We start from the raw sequence: 20,295 nt of genomic DNA on the forward strand, positions 1-20,295 counted from the left end.
GCCACGGCCTCTTTGGCGCGAGATAATGAGCGGTTCATAATCATATAGAGCCGGAGGCCAAATGCTGTACAGATTGGGTGATAAACAGCCACAACTGGAAGGTGAGGGCCACTATATTGCGCCCGGTGCCCATGTGATTGGAGATGTGCGTATGCTTGCGCATAGCTCCGTATGGTTTAACGCGGTGGTGCGCGGCGACTGTGCGCCGATCACTATCGGTGAATACAGCAACGTACAGGATGGCTCGGTACTGCATGCCGATGTGGGTGTGCCATTAACCATCGGTACCGGTGTCACCGTAGGCCATAAAGTGATGCTGCATGGCTGTGACATTGGTGATTACAGCCTGATTGGTATCAATGCCGTGATCTTAAACCGGGCCAAAATCGGCAAGTGCTGTATCATTGGCGCCAATGCGCTGGTGACCGAGGGCACAGAAATCCCCGATTACTCTATGGTGCTGGGCTCTCCCGGCAAGGTAGTAAAATCTCTCGATCCCGCCACCTACGAGCTGCTCAAAGCCAGTAGCGATCACTATGCGGCCAACGGCAAACATTTCGCCAGTGAACTGGTCCCGCTTGAGGCTAAAGATGTCTGAACAACCGGTAAAAACCGTGGAGCCGAAAGAGCGCCCGGTGAAATCCCCCTGTATCTCCGTATGTGCCCTGAATGAGCAGGACCTGTGCGAGGGCTGTTTTCGCAGTGGTAACGAAATCAGCCGCTGGGGCTCCATGAACAATGATGAGCGCCGTGCAGTGTTAAAGCTCTGCACTGAGCGCGCGCGGCAAATGGGCCGAATCTGGTAAACAATCGATAGCGCTTTGTCGGGGCCGGGCCTCGCAGGGCCCGGAACTAAATGCGACTATGACCCAACCCTTTGTCCACCTAAGAATTCACTCAGAATTTTCCCTGATCGATGGCCTGGTAAGAATCAAGCCGGCCATCGCCCGCGCCCAGGAGCTGGAAATGCCAGCCCTGGCGATTACCGACCAGTGCAACCTCTACGGGCAGATTAAATTCTACCGGGCCTGTTTGGGCTCCGGTATCAAGCCGATTACCGCAGCGGATTTTTGGCTCAGCGAAGGCGGCGAGGGCAAGCCCACGCTGATCACGCTCTATGCGATGAACGCCGATGGCTACCGCAATATTACCGAGCTGATTTCCCGCGCCTGGATGGAGGGGCAGTACCACGGTAACGCCTATATCAAGCGCGAATGGGTTAAGGAGTACAGCGAAGGGGTGCTGATGCTGTCCGGTGCCAAGTACGGCGATGTGGGCCGTGCATTGGTAGCGGGGCGCCGCGCCCAGGCAGAGGAGCTGGCACGGGAGTGGGCGGAGTTATTCCCCGGCCGCTATTACCTGGAGTTACAGCGCACCGGTCGCGCCGGCGATGAGGACTATCTGCACTCAGCGGTGAAGTTGGCCCAGAACCTGAACTTGCCAGTGGTTGCCACTAACGACGTGCGCTTTATGGACGAGAGCGAGTTCGAGGCCCACGAGGTGCGCGTTTGTATCCACGAAGGCCGCGCTCTCGACGATCCCCGCCGCGAACGCCGCTATTCCGCGCAGCAATATTTCCGCACACCGGAAGAGATGTGGGAGCTGTTTGGCGATATCCCCGAAGCCCTGGAAAACACCGTGGAGATTGCCAAGCGCTGCTCCGCACCGATCCAGCTGGGTAAGTACTTCCTGCCGGAATATCCGATTCCCGAGGGCATGACCGAAGACCAGTTCTTCGAAAAGGTCTCCTATGAAGGTATGGAGCGGCGCCTCGCCACCATCCTCGACAAGTCCGCTGCGGACTATGCCGAGCGCCGCCAGATCTACGAAGACCGCCTGCGCTTTGAGCTGGATATCATTATCCAGATGGGATTCCCCGGTTACTTCCTGATCGTAATGGACTTTATCCAGTGGGCCAAAGACCACGATATCCCGGTGGGCCCGGGGCGGGGTTCCGGTGCCGGTTCCCTGGTGGCCTACTCGCTGGACATTACCGATCTGGACCCGCTGCAATACGATCTGCTGTTCGAACGATTCCTGAACCCGGAGCGGGTGTCGATGCCCGACTTCGATATCGACTTCTGTATGGAGAAGCGCGACCGGGTAATTGGCTACGTTGCGGATAACTATGGCCGCCAGGCGGTGAGCCAGATTATTACCTTCGGAACCATGGCCGCGAAGGCGGTGGTGCGGGACGTGGCGCGGGTGCAGGGCAAGTCCTACGGCCTCGCCGACAAGCTGTCCAAAATGATTCCCCCCGATGTGGGCATGACCCTGCAAAAGGCCTTCGACCAGGAAGAGATCCTGCGGGAATTCCTCGACCACGACGATGAGGGCCAGGAAATCTGGGAGATGGCCCTGCAACTCGAAGGGGTCTCCCGTAACGTGGGTAAGCACGCCGGTGGTGTGGTTATCGCCCCCACCAAGCTCACCGACTTTGCGCCGCTCTACTGTGACGAGACTGGCGCGGGTCTGGTAACCCAGTTCGATAAAAACGATGTGGAAGATGCGGGCCTGGTGAAGTTCGACTTCCTCGGTCTGCGGACGCTGACCATCATCGACTGGGCCAAGCGCATGGTGGACGAGACCCGTGCGCGCGTGGGTGAGGAACCCCTGGATATTGCCGCGCTGCCGCTGGACGATGAAGAAACCTTCAAAATGCTCAAACGGGCAGAGACCACGGCGGTATTCCAGCTGGAATCCCGGGGTATGAAGGACCTGATCAAGCGCCTGCAGCCGGACAACCTGGAAGATATGATCGCCCTGGTGGCCCTGTTCCGTCCGGGTCCGCTGCAATCGGGCATGGTTGATGACTTTATTAACCGTAAGCACGGTCGCGCCCAGGTGGCCTACCCGGATGCCAAATACCAGCACGAGAAACTGCAACCGATCCTGGAGCCCACTTACGGGGTTATTGTTTACCAGGAACAGGTTATGCAGATTGCCCAGGAGTTGGCGGGCTATACCCTCGGTGGCGCCGACCTGTTGCGCCGGGCGATGGGCAAAAAGAAACCGGAGGAAATGGCCAAACAGAGGGCCACTTTTGAAAATGGGGCAAAAGAGCAAGGAATTGACCCCGAACTTGCGATTAAGATCTTCGACCTGGTAGAGAAGTTCGCAGGCTATGGTTTTAACAAATCGCACTCTGCGGCTTACGCACTGGTGTCATACCAGACCGCTTGGCTGAAAGCGCACTATCCCGCCCAGTTTATGGCGGCGACCATGTCTTCGGATATGGATAAGACCGATAAGGTAGTGACCTTTATCGAAGAGTGCCGAGCCATGGAGCTGGTGCTGGTGCCGCCGGATGTGAATCTGGGCAGCTTCCAGTTCTCGGTGGATATCGACAATCGCATTATCTACGGTCTCGGTGCGATTAAGGGCCTGGGTGAAGGTCCGATCGAAAATATTATTGCGGCGCGGGAAGAGGGCGGTCCCTTTACCGACCTGTTCGACTTCTGCTCGCGGGTTGACCCACGCAAGGTGAACAAGCGCGCGCTGGAGGCGCTGGTGCGCTCAGGGGCACTGGACAGCATAGGCCCGGATACCAATGGTGCCGACGGATTGGATTACTCCCGCGCTGTGCTGTTTAACGCGCTGGATGAAGCGGTAAAAGCGGCGGAACAGCAAAAGGCCAATGCCAATGCGGGCATGATGGACCTGTTTGGCGAAGTGGTGCCCCAGGCATCCGAAGGTGATGTGTACGAGGATTTCCGCCGCACACGCTGCTGGAGTATTCGCGAGCGCCTGGAAGGCGAAAAGAATACCCTGGGCCTGTATCTCACCGGGCACCCGATTGATGAGTATGCCGGTGAGTTACAACACCTGGTGAAGGCGCGAATCGCCGATTTGAAACCCGGCCGGGAATCGCAAAAAGTTGCGGGCCTGGTGGTGGCGATGCGGGTAATGAAAACAAAACGCGGTGATTCCATGGCTATTGTTACCCTGGATGACCGCAGTGGCCGTATTGAAGCGGCCATGTTCAGCGAGGCCTTTGGCGAACATAGAGACAAGTTGGCCAAAGATGCATTGCTGGTATTGGATGGACCGGTTGCCACTGACGATTACAGCGGCGGCCTGAAGATGACAGTAAACAGCGTTTCCACGCTCGATGAGCTGCGCCAGAGCCGGGTGACCGGGGTGCGTTTGCGAGTGGATAGCGGCAGTGTGGCACCGGGGCTGGCCAAGCGGCTGGCCGCTTGCCTGCAACCCTATACCGGTGGTCAGTGCGGGGTTAGCCTTGAGGTTTCCCGCCACGATGCCCGGGGCTTGTACCGACTGCCGCCGCAGTGGAACGTAGAACCAAACGACCAGATGGTCCAGTCCCTCAGGGAACTGTTGGGACGTGAGCAGGTGGCGCTTCAATACGCACAACGGCGTTAAAATCTACCGGGCTCGACTGGCTGGTTCTGTACAGTTAAGCTATGCCGCTGTGATAGCCCGGTGGTAACAAAAAGAGTTAAAGGCGCAGATTTCATGAATTTTAATTTTCTCGAGTTTGAGCAGCCAATTGCAGAGCTGGAAGGCAAGATAAAAGAGCTGCAGCTTGTGGGTGATGACAACGAGCTGAATATCGCCGATGAAGTTACCCGGTTGCGGGAGAAGAGTAGAACCCTGACCGAGTCGATCTACTCCGACCTGAGCCCATGGCAGGTGGTACAGGTAGCCCGCCATCCGCAACGTCCCTATTCAAAGGACTATATCGAGCGCTTGTTTACCGATTGGGATGAGCTGCACGGCGACCGTCACTTTGGTGATGACAAGGCGATTATCGCCGGTATCGCGCGCTTAAATGGCAAGCCGGTAGCGGTGATTGGTGAAGAGAAAGGCCGCTCTGTAAACGAGAAGGTTGCACGCAACTTTGGTATGCCGAAGCCGGAAGGTTACCGCAAAGCCCTGCGTGTTATGGAAATGGCCGAGCGCTTTAAAATGCCGGTGCTAACCCTGATCGACACCCCGGGAGCCTATCCGGGTATCGACAGTGAAGAGCGCGGTATCAGTGAAGCCATCGCCCAGAATCTGGCAGTGATGTCCCGCCTGCGCACGCCGATTATTTGTACCGTGATTGGTGAAGGTTCCTCCGGTGGTGCACTGGCGATCGGTGTGGGTGACCAGCTGAACATGCTGCAGTACTCCACCTACTTTGTGATTTCCCCTGAAGGTTGCGCCAACATTATCTGGAAAACGGTCGAGAAAGCGCCTTTGGCCGCTGAGGCGATGGGGGTGACCTCCAGCGTGTTGGAAGAGTTGGGTATTGTGGATGAAACCATCCCCGAACCTCTCGGTGGCGCTCACCGTGACCCGGATGCAATGGCCAATAACCTCAAAGACCGTCTCAGTGAGCAGCTGGACCAGCTGAGCAGCATCCCCATTGATGAGCTGCTGGAGAAGCGCTATCAGCGCTTGATGAGCTACGGCAATATCGTTTCCTAAGCTGCTTTTTTTCTTTAGGGAGTTGTTCGGAGGCTCCCTAGATCCTTTCCTGCCGCGCCAAGTGTATAAAAATATTGCCCTTGTGCGCGGTTGGTGTTTCCTTCCTAGTCCCTTCTTTCCCTACTCATAGATACTTGCGCTTGTGTGCCATTTCCCGCGCGATTGAGTTTTACTTTTCGCTGCTTCTCTGCCTGAAAATCCCATTGTTTACAGGGCCGCCTTGCGGCCAGGCTTGTCAATGTAGCTAGGTTATTGGACTCCCGGGAAGTCTTAGAGGGAAATAAAGTGCTCAAACAGGTTGATCTACTCTTTCGAGCGAGGCCGTTGAGAAAGCGGTTCAGCTGGCCCGATAGCAGACAGTTTGGAGCTTGACGGCCGCTGTATGTCCACGCTGCCTCCATTTTGAACCCCCTTATCGAAAAGCCCTCTGAGGCGGCGCTACCTCCATGATAGAAAGTACCAACAATAAAGATTGGTGCAATAGGCACAGGTTTGCCCGGATAAAAATATCGACCGGAGAGGCCTGTGAGCTGAAGTCTCAGGATTAATAATTATGGCAATAATGCAGAGTAATACAGCAACGGATGCTGCGCAGATACCGATGGGTGACCAGTCGGGGCACAGGTTTGCCCTGGTGGCGCTGACCTCACTATTTTTTATGTGGGGCTTTATCACCTGCCTGAATGATATTTTGATTCCCTACTTGAAAGGAATTTTCGAGTTGAACTATGCCCAGGCAATGCTGGTGCAGTTCTGCTTTTTTGGTGCTTATTTCCTCGTTTCCCTGCCTGCCGGTGCTCTGGTCAGTAAAATTGGTTATCAAAAAGGGATTGTGACCGGCTTAAGTATTTCGGTGATTGGCTGTTTGCTGTTTATCCCCGCCGAAAGAATGGAAGTCTATGCACTGTTCCTCGGTGCTCTGTTTATTCTGGCTTCCGGTATTACTATTTTACAGGTTTCCGCCAACCCTTATGTGACAGCACTGGGCGATGAGCGCACGGCGCCCAGCCGCCTGACCCTGACCCAAGGTTTTAACTCCTTGGGTACCACTATCGCCCCTCAATTTGGTGCACTGCTGATTTTACCCGCTGCCGGTGTTGCAGCGGGTGCTGCCAGCGCTGCTGTTATTGAAGTGCCTTACCTGATCCTGGCTTCGGCACTGGCGATCCTGGCTATCGTCTTCGCATTTTTGAATTTGCCGGCGATTGTCAGTAGTGCAACTTCTGAGTCTGTTTCCAATACTGAAGCCGCTTCCGCCTGGAGCTACCGTCACTTGGTGTTGGGTGCGATCGCTATTTTTGTCTACGTGGGTGCTGAAGTCTCTATCGGCAGCTTCCTGGTGAACTTTATCGCTGAGGATTCCATCGCCGGTTTGGAAGAATCTGAAGCCGCCTTCTATATCTCCCTGTATTGGGGTGGCGCTATGGTTGGTCGCTTTGCCGGCGCTTTAATTATGCGCTTTATCTCTGCTGGCAAAGTGCTCGCAATCTGCTCTATCGGCTCCTGTGTATTGTTGTTGATTACTGTTACGGGTAGCGGCTATCTGGCGATGTGGGCGGTACTGGCTGTGGGTCTGTGCAACTCTATTATGTTCCCGACTATCTTTAGTTTGGCGCTGGCCAAGCTGGGCCCATCGACCAGTCAGGGCTCCGGAATCTTATGCCTGGCCATTGTAGGCGGTGCCATTGTGCCGTTGTTACAGGGGCTTCTGGCTGACCAAATTGGTATCCAATTGGCGTTCGTTCTGCCGATCTTCTGTTACCTCTATATTCTCTACTACGGTCTCTCAGGACACCGTACAGATAAACGCGCTTAAGTTTTCTTTTCTTCTCTTCTGAGCTCGTTTGCCGGCATTTTTATGCCGGCTTTTTTGTGTCCGGAATAAATGGCCAATTTGAAATGTATTTGATTGTGGGGGGAGGGGGTACCGGCGATCCCTGCCAGTTTTAGAGAGGTTGGGGGTTAGGAAGCTTGGGGGGCAGTTAGATCAGACTGTTTGTTGGAATCGAGAAATTCTTTAATCGGTAAGCGATAGTTGCGACTTACTTTCAGTTTTGCACCGCTGCTCAGGGTGAGAAAGTACTCGCCTTTGGTTAAAACCTTGATATGCACAATAAAGTTCAGGTTAACCAGCGTGGATCTGTGAATGCGTTTAAAAGTGTCTGGGCAGAGTTGTTTTTGCAGGTCTTTAATAGTGCTGCGCATTACATGGGTTTCCCCTTTGGCATGCACACACATATAGTCACCCGCCGCATCGATCCACTCTATATCCGGTTGGTTAACCATTGTGATACTGCCTCGGTCTTTAATGGCGAGACGCTGGGTTGCTGCCGCAGCGGTACTCTCTCCACTTGAGACTTTGCTGGCACTGCTTTCAAAAGATCGCATCAGGCGATTTTTCTCTTCCTGATGACCATCCTCTCCTTTGGATAACATCTGTGCCTGGCGCTGTCGGGCGCGGTCGAGGGCGGTTTCCAGTCGGCGCGGGTCCAGTGGCTTGAGCACATAGTCAACCGCGTGGACTTCAAAAGCCTTAAGGGCGTATTGGTCGTAGGCTGTGGCAAAGATTACTAAGGGCATGGTGTCAGCCTGCAGGTTGCGCACCACATCAAAACCGTTCATTCCGGGCATCTGCACATCGAGAATGAGTAGGTCCGGGTTGTGCTCTGAAACTGCTTGGACAGCTTCCCGGCCATTGCGACAACAGGCGAGAATATCCAGGTCCTTGCGTTCTTCGAGCATACTTTTAAGTAGCCGTAAAGCCAGGGGCTCGTCGTCCACCAGTACGACGCTGAGCTTGCTCATTGAACTTCTCCCTGTGTCAGGTGGGTTGATGGGTTGGAAATTTCCAGTGGAATATTGATGAGTACTTGCATACCGCCATCAGAGTTTTTGTTTTGTTCTATTTTGAAATCTTGTGGGTAGAGCGTCGACAGGCGTTCGCGTACGTTTTTGAGGCCCACTCCCGTTGAGGAGGACTCCGGGTCACATTCGCTGGCAAAGTGATCTGGGCAGCCGGTGTCATAGACTTCCAGTACCAGGCGATCATCGGTGTTGTGAGCGTGGATGCCGATAGTGCCCCCCATTTCGTTGGGGGCTATGGCATATTTCACCGAGTTTTCTACCAGTGGTTGCAGCAACATGCTGGGCACTTGTGCGCGGCGTACGGTTTCATCGATCGACAGGTCTACGGACAACCTGTCGGCAAAGCGGGTTTTTTCAATCTCCAAATAAAGCAATACCGCCTCGATCTCTCGTTCAAGCTCAACTTTCTGCATGGGGTCTTCTTTTAGGGAGAGCCTTAAAAAATCACTGAGGCGTACAACCATTTCCCTCGCTTCATCAGCTTGCTGGAATCGAATTAGGGCGTTAATGGAATTGAGCGTATTGAAGAGAAAGTGGGGGTTGAGCTGGTAGCGCAACATTTTTAGTTGCGCTTCATTGGCGATGGCCTCTGCTTGGAGTCTGCGGAGTTGCTCCCGTTCATGTACTGCTGCGACCTCCAGCATTTTTTTGTGCTCTTCATTGAGTAGGAAGTGATATTTTACCCCGCAGTAGAGGGCGCTCCAGAATAAAAATACAAATAAAGAAGCGTAATACCAGCCGCCGAACTCAGACCAGATAGAGTGTTCACCACTGAGGCGTATATAGGCCTCCATACGAACCAGGGTCCATATTCCGGAAATAACAGCGACAGCCAGAAGGTAGATCACGGTGCGGAAAGCGAGTTCTGATTCCCAGGCGACATCAAAAATCGGTTTTAGAAACAGGGATAATAAAAATGCAATAGCGCACTGGAATACTGTATTGACCGGCTCGAAGTGTGGCCACTCAGTAGGGGAGTGCCACAGGGTCAGTGAAAGAAAAGTGACCAGTAGTATGCCAACCCAGCTGACCAGCTGCAGCTTCCAAAACCAGCGGGTCGACTGAATATCAGTGTTTGGTCTCGTATCTAGACGGGTCGAGTACTGCATGATTTCCCGCATATTTAGTATTGTGAAAAGGACGGGATAGACGCTCATCGTCGCGTTCATTATTATCCGCAGAATATTACCTTGCAGAAACGTGACCCGCCAGAGGGGATAGCGCCACGCTTCCGGCTTGTCCCCGAGAAAGTCCTTTTTATCTGATTTTGGGGTGAATAGTCGAGTAATTTTCGGCAATCTCGATTCAGAAGACAACTCCTCTCTATTTTTAAATGCGAGTTAATCAGCCCGGACTTCTTTGAGGCTAAAGTTCAGTGGTACTTCTGTTTATCCAGCTCGACACTATTAGATTGTCTATCTGGTCAAAAACGGTAATTTGAAATTTGGTTGAGTAGATAGGTAGTTGCCAATAATTGTGGTAAAAATGTGCAGGGCCTTTAACGGCTTGAATGAATCCACAGTCGCAGAGGTGATACTAACTTTTGCGCAAAATAATGTGGTGGCGGAAAAAATTCCGGGTGAATGGACCAACCGCTAGAAAGAAATAGTTTAGATTTGGGGATCGGTTTCCGATGAGCCAGATGTTGCCCGAATCGGGGTTCTCCTCGAGCGAGATGGCTAAATATGACACTGATGCCCGTGCCGGAGTAGCGGCCGGCGTTGCCCCGCGCTATATCAATTTAATTGCACTTACGTCCCTATTTCTGATTTGGGGATTTATTACCGGCCTGAACGATGTGCTGGTGCCGCACTTAAAAAATGTTTTTGAGTTGAGTTACACCAAGGCTGTCTTGGTGCAGTTTTACTTTTTTGCCGCCTATTTCCTGGTATCTGTGCCGGCAGGCATGTTGTTGAGGCGGGTTGGTTATCAGCTTGGTCTGGTGCTCGGGCTTTTGGTGGCTTGTGCGGGCTGTCTGGTCTTTATCCCCGCTGCCCGCCTACAAATCTACGAAGTGTTTTTGCTGGGGCTGTTTGTTCTGGCTTCCGGGATTACCCTGCTGCAGGTTTCTGCAAACCCCTATGTTATCGCGCTGGGCAGTGCTCGCACGGCGCCCAGTCGACTGAATCTTACCCAGGCTTTTAACTCCCTGGGAACTACCTTGGCACCGGTGATTGGCGGCGCAGTTTTCTTTGCGGGACTCACTATTACCGCTGACCCGGATACCGCGGCGAGTATTATCGAGTTCAGGGCCCGCGAAGCGGCTTTGGTTGAGACGCCTTATTTCTGGTTAGCAGTGCTTCTACTGGTGATGGTCGCTTTCTTTTCCTGGATCAGGTTGCCGGCTATTCCCGAGCACCAACAGGGTGGAGGAGCGGATGGTCACGATGTGTTTTCTCTGTGGCGTTTCCCCCGCTTGACCCTGGGGGCTGTAGGTATTTTTGCCTATGTGGGTGCGGAGGTGGCTATTGGCAGTTTTCTAGTGAGTTTCTTTGGTGAACCATCAGTGGCAAAGATGGCTCCTTTTGAAGCGTCAAAGTATGTCTCTTATTACTGGGGCGGAGCGATGATTGGGCGCTTTGCCGGGGCCTTTTTGCTGCGCTTTGTCTCTGCTGGAAAAACCCTGGCGGTTTGTGGCCTGGGTTCGGTGGTACTTATAGCAATCGCGATGATGACGTCTGGCCCGATCGCGGTCTGGTCCATAGTTGCGGTGGGTCTGTGTAACTCGATTATGTTCCCGACTATATTCAGCCTGGCCTTGCGCGGGCTGGGTAAACATACCAGCCAGGGTAGCGGTATCTTATGCATGGCAATTGTAGGTGGTGCAATTATTCCTCTTTTCCAGGGAATGCTGGCTGATAGCGCCGGTATACAGTATTCATTTTTGGTGCCTCTGGTTTGTTACTGCTACATCGTTTATTACGGGGCTTTTTCACGAACCCTGCGCGGTAGCGCGGTGGAGTAGAACCTTCATTTATCCTTTCCGCCTTGTCTGCAATTTGGACCAGCCCATCGGATTTCTATTGGCCTGTAGAGACAAGTACTGCAATTTGTTGTCATTGCGAACTATGCCCACAGGGTAGCCATGACTTAGTTTTATGGCCGTTCGGTGCATACGGCATTCGCAGAACTAGATTCCGACGAGAGCTGGATCTGGAGTTATCTCTAATATTTCAGCTCGGTGGAGGCAGACCGTGCACAACTGCCGGGGCAGGTGATGTGCGGCATAATAAATATGGCGATAGTAGGTCGCGCTGTGCGTAAGGCTTTGGAGATATTTCCTCTGAAGTTTGTCTGAGCGCAACTCGTAGAGCCAGTTAACAAGCGTGGAATAATTTTGGGAGTTATTCGTGAATTTTAGTAAGCGATTTTCGCTGGGCTTTGTGCTCTGTGCTTCTGTGCTCGCCGGGTGTCATTCCGAGAGCCAACAAACTGAGCCAAAAGCCGATAAAGCGCAGGCCGATACTGGCACCAGTGCCGCCGAGGGCATCGACAACTGGCCTGAACTCAAGCCAGCCTTACCACGCGATGAAAAGCTGGAAGCCCAAATCACTGAAATTATGTCCCGCATGTCTCTGGAAGAGAAAGTGGGTCAGATGATCCAGGCGGAAATCCGCAGCGTTACTCCTGAAGATGTGAAAACCTATCACCTGGGTTCCGTATTGAATGGTGGTGGCGCCTTCCCGAACAACGATAAGTTTGCCACGCCGCAAGACTGGTTGGCCCTTTCTGACGCCTTCTTTAAGGCTTCTATGGACACTTCCGATGGCGGTGTTGCGATTCCCCTGATCTGGGGTTCCGATGCGGTTCACGGCCACAACAATGTGATCGGTGCGACCCTGTTCCCGCATAATATTGGTCTGGGTGCCGCCCAAGACCCGGAGCTGATTGAGCGTATTGGCAGCGCCACCGCCCGCGAAGTAGCAGTGACCGGTATCGATTGGACTTTCGCTCCTACCGTCGCGGTAGTCCGCGATGACCGCTGGGGCAGAACTTACGAGAGCTATTCCGAAGATCCCAAGATTGTTGCGGATTATGCCGAGGCAATGGTGAAGGGGCTCCAGGGCGAAAAATCCAGCGCTGAATTCCTGCGCGGCGAAAACCTGGTTGCCACTGCCAAGCACTTTGTCGGTGACGGTGGTACGAATCGAGGAATTGACCGAGGTGATAACGCGGTTCCGGAAAAAGAACTGGCAGAGGTCCATGCGGCGGGTTACCTGACGTCTCTGCCGGCTGGCGTACAGACCGTGATGGCTTCATTCAATAGCTGGAACGGTGAAAAACTCCACGGCCACAAATACCTTCTGACCACCGTTCTGAAAGAGCGCCTCGGTTTTGATGGCTTTGTTGTGGGCGACTGGAATGGCCACGGTTTCGTGCCCGGTTGCACTGTAGAGAGCTGTGCAGCGGCGATTAATGCCGGCCTCGATATGTTTATGGTGCCGGCGGACTGGAAAGCCCTGTACAACAACACCCTGGCCCAGGCCAAGAGCGGTGAAATCGGTGCAGAGCGCATCGATGATGCTGTTCGCCGTATCCTGCGAGTGAAGATCCGCGCAGGTCTGTTTGACCGCAATATGCCGCTGGCAGGCAAAGACGGCATCCTGGGCAACCCGGAGCATCGGGCAATCGCTCGTGAAGCGGTACGCAAATCCCTGGTGTTGCTGAAAAACAACGACCAGCTGCTGCCATTGGCTGCGGACCAGAATATTCTGGTTGCCGGCGATGGTGCGGATAACCTGTCCAAGCAGAGTGGTGGTTGGACGATCTCCTGGCAGGGTACCGGCAACACGCGCGCAGACTTCCCTGGTGCGACTTCAATCTTTGAAGGTATTTCATCGGCGGTTAAAGCCGCTGGCGGTGAAGCGGTATTGAGTGCGGATGGCAGCTTCTCAGATGCTACTTTTGCCAATGGTAAGGCACCCAAGGTTGCTGTTGTTGTATTTGGCGAAGAGCCCTATGCAGAGTGGCACGGCGATATTACCAACCTGGAATACCAGCGCGGTAACAAGAAGGATTTGGCGCTGCTGAAAAAACTGCGCGAGCAGGGTGTTCAGGTAGTGAGCGTTTTCCTTTCAGGCCGTCCTCTCTGGATTAACAGTGAATTGAATGCATCCGATGCCTTTGTTGCTGCCTGGCTGCCTGGCTCTGAAGGTGCTGGTGTTGCGGATGTGCTGATTAAAGGCGCCGATGGGGAAGCCCGTTACGACTTTACCGGCAAGCTGCCATTCAGCTGGCCAATGCACAGCTATCAGAATGTCCTGAACCCTTACCACGAGAATTACGAGCCATTGTTTGAGTTGGGCTATGGCCTGGCTGCGGAACAGGAATCCCTGGTGAGTAACGAATTGCCGGAGACCAGTGAATCCAGTGCCGGTGGCGGGTTGGAAGAAGCCTGGCTGTTGGTATCCCGCCCGCAAGCTCCCTGGGTGTTGAATATCGCTGAAGCTGGGGCAGAGGTTGTACCTGTACACGGTAACTTCGCGGTTAGCGGAGACGATAAAAATATTACTGTCAGCTCCATCGATATGTCTTCCCAGGAAGATGCTCGACTGATTACCTGGAAAGGCCTGCGCCCTGGTGCAGTTCAGTTGTCTGCTGAATATATGCAGGACCTGAATGTCTACCTGGAAGAGAAATCTGCTCTGACACTGAATATCCGTGTTGATCAGCCAATTGAAAAGCCGGTGGTGGCTACCATGAGCTGTGGTGATGGCTGTTCTGCCAAGGTGCCGCTGGAGTCTGCGCTGAAATCCATGGAGCAGAAAAGCTGGACCCGGGTTTCTGTAGATCTGCAGTGTTTTGTAAAAGCCGGTGCGGATTTCGGCAAGGTGTTTAGTGCCTTTGGCTTGGAGAGTGAAGCTCCGATGGCTATTGCGGTTGCCAACGTTAAGTTGACCCCGGAAGCTGGAGTATCTGCTGATATTCGTTGTGACGGTTAAGTTACAACACACTTAAGGGACTAATTACCCTCAGTTCTAACCGGAGCCTGTTTTTTTGGTTTCGGTTAGCGGCTGAAATAATTTGTTCTCACAGGAACGGTGCCAGTGTGATGTTCTATCCCGTTGGCACTTCTTTGCCCACCAATCTCTTCTTTCCAGATATTACTATTTCTTTTATCCCATAGATTTACTACTGGGGTGGAAGGAAAGAATACACTTCACTCGAGACACGCTGTGAATACATCCCTGTAAGCTCCTAATCGGCATCCATGCCTCATAGGGTCTCGAGCGCAGTGTATTATTTCCTTCTCCCTTTTTAGTATATTGGATAGCGTAGTCCCACGATAAATCTACCTCTCCTGATTTTTGTTATTTCACGCCTTCATAGTATTAATTGTCACAAAATTATTGCCGCTATTGGTGCTGTATTGAGTTGTCAGGCACTGCAAACGTGCAAGCGAATAAATAATTCAATAAATTTTATTTTCTAATCTTATTTAAATTTTGGAGTGGGGTAGGCTTTGCGCAGATTCCATTTTCTCGGGAACAGAAAGGTAATTGATTTGAAATGAAGCTGCCATTCCACTCTGGTTAGTATGGCTTCGCTCTCAAAATTAGGGCTCTTGGATAGTTGGCATTCTTATTGCTGGTTATTTTTCGAGTGTTTACTTTTCAGACCTGGCCTTCCATTGAATTATGGCGGTTATGGTGGGTTGGTTCCCTGTTTGATTTTTATGCATTTTGAGGTCCTCGGTCATGGTGGTGCCGGGGATGGTGCGGATAAATTAACTTGAAATGGAATTGGAGGAACTAATGGCACCTTGTCATATCGTTTTTTTACCAGGACTTTTCGCGCGTGGGTGGATTTGGAACCAGGTTGCAGACGCTTGTCGGCAGCAGGGGCATAAAATAACTGTTATCGAGCCATCTATCCCCGAGGTTTTTATGGGTAAGTTGGATTCGGCGCACGAAATGATTAGAGAGTGTCTCCAGTTAAATGGAGATATGGATAATAATATTTTGGTCGGCAACTCGATGAGTGGGCTTATTACGTTAGATTTTGCCGCAAAATATCCTGAATTGGTGGCTGGGGTGGTTATCAGTGGAGCCCCGGGGCTTGAGGAATTGGAGGCAGGAGTTTCCCTTTCTGATTTACGCGGGTCGGTACCTGGAGCAGCAAATATACTTTGTGAGCGGGTCTTCCGAGATATTAACCGCCTGCCGAAACCGGACTACGAAAAGGGCGTCGCCGATATCAATACTATTTTCTCCACTAACGAAACGTTTAAATCAGTGGTTAAATGGCTGAATATAAGTAGGAAGTATGATGTTTATGGCAGTCTGAAGAAAGTGAGATGCCCGATCAAGTTAATATGGGGAGAGTTCGATCAAATAACACCGGCTGAATCCTGGCGATCGCTGGCCTCCCAGAATGATAATTTGGATTATTGTGAAGTGTATGATTGCGGCCACAGCCCTATGCTGGAAAAGCCTGAAGAATTTTATCAGCTTCTCTCTGGGTATCTTCTTGGTATAAACAGGCCCTTGGCGCGGACTGCTTGATGACAAGCATTTCCCGGGTGGCTCGAGATGCATAGCTATGACAGAAGTTGCGCTTGTCATAGCTATGTATCTCGAAGGCTGTTATTAGTGTTCTCTCGAAGTTTTTTCTTCGAGATGATAGTCGGGTCGTTAGGTTCCCTGCATATAGTCTGTAATTGTTTTTTCCTCAAAGTTAATGTCAGAAAACAAAGCTTGTACTTCGGGGCCTGTAGGTGATTGGGCAAGAAAACCAATCCTGGTGGACTTGGAGGTCTGCAGGGAAAATGATCGAAGGTATGACCAGTGTCTGCTATCCTCTGAGTGATAAAAGAAGTATGTAGTCCCTTTCCTCGCAATTTTTAGATATCTGTATTCCCTCTGGGTTTCTATATGATAGGCATCGTCACCACCTTTATAAGCGACGGTAGACGCTATGCCATTTTTGCCAGAGTTAAACCTCTCAAGTAGAAGTTTTGCCCAGTTTCCCTCGTCTGCATAAACAATTAAAGCGGCTCCATCAAATTTTTTCTCAAGGTCTACAGGGAGTTTTGCGGAAAAAATAAAGTCAGATTTCGGTGCGAAAATTAATCTTGGGGCATTGTCTATTTGATAAGAGCTGTCGGCATTGGTGAATAAATCGCTGCCTTTTGTGGCGGTGATGGTGACTTTTGAAGGTGCGATGCTTGGTTCTTGAATGGTGTGCTGTCTTTCCAGCGGATAGGGAATTCTTAAATAGTTGTAAGTTTCTGGGGCGGCTGTCATTGCTATGCAATTGCTGGTTTGAAGTATCAAAGTCAATAGGGCGGGGAATAGGTATTTCATGATTTTATATCCTTTCTAGTGGACATATACGATGAAAGGTATTGCTGAAGATTTGCTTTTGATTTTATAAGTGCCTCTATTGTTTCCATACCCTTTGGCGCAGTCTCCTGCTCAAGAATAATCCACTGGCTGCCGCCGACTTCGATACTGGCCTCAATAATTGAAGGCCAATCTATTAGATCCATGCCGATTATAGGGAGCCTCTGATTAACTCCGTAATGCCTCTGCGGGTCTTGAAGGCTGCAGATGTTAGGCGCAGCTCGCCGCGAATGGCCGTAGCCCTTTGCAAGAGTTGCAACGCAGCAGATGCGGCCTTCAAGGCCCGCCCTTCGGGGCTTGCAGAGCGATTCACACTCCGCGTTGCGACTTCTTGAAAGGTCTAGACATTCCTGCGAAGCCGCGCCTTGATTGTGAACCGCTCTGCATGCCAGAGGCATCATGGAGTTATTCAGAGGCTCCCTAGCTTTATTGTTAATATTCTCATCAGGAACCCAGGATTTAAAGTGAGTGGTATAGGTTCGCCCCGGATATCGTTTTAGATAGTTGATAGGATCTTTGCCTGCCGCAGAAACCCAGCCGATGTCTAACTGCAAAATGAAATTGTCATCAGTAGACTGGGATATATAGTCCCAGAAAGTTGTGTTTTGATAGGTGGAAAATTCTTTATCGTGATTATGAAATCCCGTTTTCAAACCGTACTTGGAAAGAACGGATTGCGCACTGCGAAGCTGCGATATTAACTTGTCTACCCCGTTAGGGTCCCAGCTTCTCGGGTCCCAGCCAACAATTAGGTATTCGGCACCCAGGGTCTGGTAATAAGTGGCCGTTGCATCAATTGATTCCGGGAGCAGCTGGGTAATAGAAACGTGTGCACCGCTCACTTTTAGCTTTAATTGCTCTAGTAGAGAGCGGAGTTCCTTTGGCTTTTCCTTGTACGGACCTAGTTCCGTAGCCAGTTCTATCGCATTAAAACCTGCTGCTTTTAGTCTTTTTAGGGTGCCTGAAAAGTCCCGGTTTAACTCATGGCGAACAGACCATAGTTGAACCCCGAGTTGGGGTTCAATTTTCTCAGTAGTCATATTCACTTCTATTGCGACTGATTTTAAGGTGGGTAAAGTTGTCAAGAGAAGAGCTGTAAACAGATTGCGAGATAAATTTCGTAGGCTTATCACTTTTATAATCTCCCCGCAGAAAGTTCGCTGGCTGCATAGTTTGCGGCTCGAGCAGTTAATGCCATAAAAGTTAGAGAGGGGTTTTGAACTGCTGAAGAGGCGAAGCAGGAGCCATCGGTTACAAAAAGGTTGGGTATATCGTGCGATTGGTTGTGCCCATTTAAAACTGAGTTGGTTTTATCACTACCCATTCGTGCTGTGCCTACCTCATGGATGGCACTTCCAGGGGGGTATTTATCACTAGTGACTTGTCCACTAACTTCACTTAGTCCCAAATTCTTAAGCATAGCTTGCATGGTCTCACAGGCATCCTCCATCATTAGGCGCTCATTTTCAGACCATTGGCAATTGATATGTAGTTGCGGGATTCCCCACTTATCTTTTTTGGTGGAGTGGAGGCTGACCTGGTTTTCGTGCCTCGGTAACATCTCTCCCTGTGCACCGATCCAAAATCCCCAGCGCCCAGGTTGTTGCAGTTTTTCTTTGAAAGATTTTCCAATCCCCTCGGAAGCAGCCATTGTTCGCCAGTCCTGCCGATAGGCGCTTCCTGAAATCTGGTAGCCGCGCTTGTAGTGCTTTCGGTAAAGTTCGGGGCGATATTGGAAATTGGGAATCAGGATGCCGGTTGGTCTCCACCCGGAGAAGTACTCATCTTCATAACCATCAATAAAGCCGTGGGCTGAGGTATTGTAATTGTGGTCCATAAGGTAGTGGCCCAGTACACCAGAGCTGTTGGCGAGCCCCTTGGGGAAATGCTTGTTGGCTGAGTTGAGGAGTATTTGGGTTGAGCCCAATGTGGATGCGCAGAGGAAAACGATTCGGCCAAAATACTCTCGTTGTTGTAGGGTTTCGCTGTCGATTACCCTTACGCCAGCTACTCGGTTCTTTTGCGAGTTGTAAATAAGGCTGTGTACCACGCTATTACTGGCAATTTGTAGTTTGCCGGTTCTCATTGCGGCTGGCATGGTGGCGCTTTGTGTAGAAAAGTAGCCGCCGAATGAGCAGCCTCGTTGGCACTGGTTACGAGCCTGGCAGTTGTATCGGCCTAGGGCAACCTGTTCCCGGTTTGGCTTGGTCAGGTGAGCAGCTCTTCCAATAATGAAATGCTTATCACGATACTGCTTTTCAAACCTGGACTTGATGTCTTGTTCACACTGGTACATCTCAAATGGTGGTTGGTATTCGGAGTCTGGCAGTTGCTCAATATTGTCCGTATTGCCACTGATTCCGGCAAAGCGTTCGACTTTGCTGTACCAGGGTGCAATATCCTTGTAGCGAATGGGCCAATCAACTCCTACGCCATCACGTTTGTTTGCGAGAAAGTCGTGGTTACTAAATCGATATGACTGCCGGAACCAGAGAAGGCTTTTGCCTCCTACTTGATTGCCGCGAATCCAGGTAAAGTCTGAGCCGGGCTCTGTGGAGTAGGGTTGTTCGTTGTCATTGCAGAAAAAATGCTTGGTGCTTTCATTGAGAAAAATACTACGACTTTGTATCGGATAGATTTCTTTTTTCTCTTTCAGGTTCATTTTAGTACGGAGCGGGAATTCCCAAGGTCCCTTGTTTTCTGTGGGGTAGTCCTGACCGTGTTTTACCATCCGGCCCCGATCTATCATCAGGGTATTTAATCCCCGTTCGGTTAGTTCTTTTGCTGCCCAGCCGCCGCTAATACCTGATCCTATAACAATCGCGTCAAATATCTGGCTTTCTTTTTGGATCAATAATTCATCATTTTGCATAGTGCTTTCCTTTAAATACGTGGCAGTGAACCCCAGGCCTTCCCGGTTTGATCCAATGGAACTGAACCTTTGAATCCACCGGGAATTGCTTGGTAAGCAAGCTCACGGGTGGCTCCGGTAAAGCTGGTGTAGTAGCCAAGGCACACCAGGAATTTAAGATTCCTGAAATCTTGCTGTAAGTCTGGGTTAAAGGGGGCTATTCCGGTGTCGAGTGATTCGAGTAGAGCAACCGATTGTTCTGGGGCAAGATGAATAAAGGGGTGTCCATACCGGGTGGTGGCACGCTCATCCAACTCATGTAAGAGCTTTTTGGTTTTTAGCTGGGTCTGCTCTTCTATGCAGTCGGTTAAATAGTGATCGACAAATAAATGGCACTCTGTTTCAGCTGCGCCGGGAGTATCCGTTGCGGGTATCAGGTGGGAGCAGATTTTGTGCAGGGTGGTGAGTTGTTCAATAGAGAAAAGCCGTGCCCGGTAGGCGTCAGTTCTTCGCGATTTGAAAAAATTATCTGCTGCCGCAAGAGCTTGCTGCTCTGTGCAGGTTAGGGCCAGAGAGGTCCCGCCCACAGTGGCCAGTCCTTGAATAAATTTCCGACGGTTTATCATCCCGGTCTCCTCTTGTTGCTTGAAGAGTTAGTTCTTTTCTAGTGAATCGATACTGGTAGGGAGATTTTGTCTTTGGGGCTTAAACTCGTCGTCTTGATTTGTGGTAATACCCAAATCTGGACGTACAAATTCAGGTATTACCTAAAGCTTTACCCCTTATTTGGGCGGGCCGATG

At 51.3% G+C, this 20,295-nt stretch carries 14 protein-coding genes; 8 read left to right on the forward strand and 6 right to left on the reverse strand.

From position 1 onward, the window contains the following. The first annotated feature begins 61 nt into the window (after positions 1 to 61). From ACJJI4_RS03750 to ACJJI4_RS03770, 5 genes are all read left to right on the forward strand, one after another. Positions 62 to 598 (forward strand): gamma carbonic anhydrase family protein, encoded by a 537-nt coding sequence (locus ACJJI4_RS03750; RefSeq protein ID WP_252085074.1) that lies wholly within the window; start codon positions 62 to 64, stop codon positions 596 to 598. Further along, on the forward strand, positions 591 to 806 hold the full coding sequence (locus ACJJI4_RS03755) for a DUF1289 domain-containing protein (RefSeq protein WP_108732299.1): 216 nt from the start codon (positions 591 to 593) through the stop codon (positions 804 to 806). Before ACJJI4_RS03750 ends, ACJJI4_RS03755 begins: the two co-directional genes overlap by 8 nt. Before the next feature lie 58 nt (positions 807 to 864). Next, on the forward strand, positions 865 to 4,383 hold the full coding sequence (gene dnaE, locus ACJJI4_RS03760; RefSeq protein ID WP_444927113.1) for a DNA polymerase III subunit alpha: 3,519 nt from the start codon (positions 865 to 867) through the stop codon (positions 4,381 to 4,383). A gap of 93 nt (positions 4,384 to 4,476) precedes the next feature. Beyond that, complete coding sequence (locus ACJJI4_RS03765) at positions 4,477 to 5,433, forward strand: acetyl-CoA carboxylase carboxyltransferase subunit alpha (RefSeq protein ID WP_282931792.1); 957 nt, start codon at positions 4,477 to 4,479, stop codon at positions 5,431 to 5,433. A gap of 553 nt (positions 5,434 to 5,986) precedes the next feature. After that, on the forward strand, positions 5,987 to 7,249 hold the full coding sequence (locus ACJJI4_RS03770) for a sugar MFS transporter (protein WP_444927114.1): 1,263 nt from the start codon (positions 5,987 to 5,989) through the stop codon (positions 7,247 to 7,249). A gap of 146 nt (positions 7,250 to 7,395) precedes the next feature. On the opposite strand, the gene ACJJI4_RS03775 is transcribed toward ACJJI4_RS03770, so the two are convergent. Then, positions 7,396 to 8,238, reverse strand: coding sequence for a LytR/AlgR family response regulator transcription factor (locus tag ACJJI4_RS03775; RefSeq protein WP_444927115.1), 843 nt, complete (start codon positions 8,236 to 8,238; stop codon positions 7,396 to 7,398). Beyond that, positions 8,235 to 9,407, reverse strand: a complete 1,173-nt coding sequence (locus ACJJI4_RS03780) for a sensor histidine kinase (RefSeq protein WP_282931795.1) — start codon at positions 9,405 to 9,407, stop codon at positions 8,235 to 8,237. Before ACJJI4_RS03780 ends, ACJJI4_RS03775 begins: the two co-directional genes overlap by 4 nt. A 524-nt stretch (positions 9,408 to 9,931) precedes the next feature. Between ACJJI4_RS03780 and ACJJI4_RS03785 the strand changes: the two genes are divergently transcribed. The 3 genes from ACJJI4_RS03785 (at position 9,932) to ACJJI4_RS03795 (ending at position 15,803) form a co-directional block, all read left to right on the forward strand. After that, the gene (locus ACJJI4_RS03785; RefSeq protein ID WP_413664879.1) at positions 9,932 to 11,263 is read left to right on the forward strand and encodes a sugar MFS transporter; all 1,332 of its coding nucleotides are present in this window, start codon (positions 9,932 to 9,934) and stop codon (positions 11,261 to 11,263) included. Between the two features lie 385 nt (positions 11,264 to 11,648). Beyond that, a complete protein-coding gene (locus ACJJI4_RS03790) occupies positions 11,649 to 14,240 on the forward strand; it encodes a glycoside hydrolase family 3 protein (RefSeq protein WP_444927116.1) in 2,592 nt (863 codons plus the stop codon). An 813-nt stretch (positions 14,241 to 15,053) separates the two neighbouring features. Continuing rightward, complete coding sequence (locus ACJJI4_RS03795) at positions 15,054 to 15,803, forward strand: alpha/beta fold hydrolase (RefSeq protein ID WP_444927117.1); 750 nt, start codon at positions 15,054 to 15,056, stop codon at positions 15,801 to 15,803. A 129-nt stretch (positions 15,804 to 15,932) separates the two neighbouring features. Here the strand turns inward: ACJJI4_RS03795 and ACJJI4_RS03800 are convergent, their stop codons facing one another. The 4 genes from ACJJI4_RS03800 to ACJJI4_RS03815 all read right to left on the reverse strand — a co-directional run bounded on the left by ACJJI4_RS03800 (position 15,933) and on the right by ACJJI4_RS03815 (position 20,120). Then, positions 15,933 to 16,604 (reverse strand): DUF1349 domain-containing protein, encoded by a 672-nt coding sequence (locus tag ACJJI4_RS03800; protein ID WP_444927118.1) that lies wholly within the window; start codon positions 16,602 to 16,604, stop codon positions 15,933 to 15,935. Continuing rightward, positions 16,601 to 17,683, reverse strand: a complete 1,083-nt coding sequence (locus ACJJI4_RS03805; RefSeq protein WP_444927119.1) for a sugar phosphate isomerase/epimerase family protein — start codon at positions 17,681 to 17,683, stop codon at positions 16,601 to 16,603. Before ACJJI4_RS03805 ends, ACJJI4_RS03800 begins: the two co-directional genes overlap by 4 nt. 95 nt (positions 17,684 to 17,778) lie before the next feature. Further along, the gene (locus ACJJI4_RS03810; protein WP_444927120.1) at positions 17,779 to 19,515 is read right to left on the reverse strand and encodes a GMC oxidoreductase; all 1,737 of its coding nucleotides are present in this window, start codon (positions 19,513 to 19,515) and stop codon (positions 17,779 to 17,781) included. Positions 19,516 to 19,526: 11 nt separating this feature from the next. Next, positions 19,527 to 20,120 (reverse strand): gluconate 2-dehydrogenase subunit 3 family protein, encoded by a 594-nt coding sequence (locus tag ACJJI4_RS03815; RefSeq protein WP_444927121.1) that lies wholly within the window; start codon positions 20,118 to 20,120, stop codon positions 19,527 to 19,529. Positions 20,121 to 20,295: the final 175 nt, after the last annotated feature.

Source organism: Microbulbifer maximicatervae (SeqCode) (genome assembly GCF_052467305.1).

Bases quoted from the DNA above. Each gene is read 5' to 3' on its own strand.
- ACJJI4_RS03750 (WP_252085074.1), top strand. From the start codon at position 62: ATGCTGTACAGATTGGGTGATAAACAGCCACAACTGGAAGGTGAGGGC.
- ACJJI4_RS03755 (WP_108732299.1), top strand. From the start codon at position 591: ATGTCTGAACAACCGGTAAAAACCGTGGAGCCGAAAGAGCGCCCGGTG.
- dnaE (WP_444927113.1), top strand. From the start codon at position 865: ATGACCCAACCCTTTGTCCACCTAAGAATTCACTCAGAATTTTCCCTG.
- ACJJI4_RS03765 (WP_282931792.1), top strand. From the start codon at position 4,477: ATGAATTTTAATTTTCTCGAGTTTGAGCAGCCAATTGCAGAGCTGGAA.
- ACJJI4_RS03770 (WP_444927114.1), top strand. From the start codon at position 5,987: ATGGCAATAATGCAGAGTAATACAGCAACGGATGCTGCGCAGATACCG.
- ACJJI4_RS03775 (WP_444927115.1), bottom strand. From the start codon at position 8,238: ATGAGCAAGCTCAGCGTCGTACTGGTGGACGACGAGCCCCTGGCTTTA.
- ACJJI4_RS03780 (WP_282931795.1), bottom strand. From the start codon at position 9,407: ATGCAGTACTCGACCCGTCTAGATACGAGACCAAACACTGATATTCAG.
- ACJJI4_RS03785 (WP_413664879.1), top strand. From the start codon at position 9,932: ATGAGCCAGATGTTGCCCGAATCGGGGTTCTCCTCGAGCGAGATGGCT.
- ACJJI4_RS03795 (WP_444927117.1), top strand. From the start codon at position 15,054: ATGGCACCTTGTCATATCGTTTTTTTACCAGGACTTTTCGCGCGTGGG.
- ACJJI4_RS03800 (WP_444927118.1), bottom strand. From the start codon at position 16,604: ATGAAATACCTATTCCCCGCCCTATTGACTTTGATACTTCAAACCAGC.
- ACJJI4_RS03805 (WP_444927119.1), bottom strand. From the start codon at position 17,683: ATGACTACTGAGAAAATTGAACCCCAACTCGGGGTTCAACTATGGTCT.
- ACJJI4_RS03810 (WP_444927120.1), bottom strand. From the start codon at position 19,515: ATGCAAAATGATGAATTATTGATCCAAAAAGAAAGCCAGATATTTGAC.
- ACJJI4_RS03815 (WP_444927121.1), bottom strand. From the start codon at position 20,120: ATGATAAACCGTCGGAAATTTATTCAAGGACTGGCCACTGTGGGCGGG.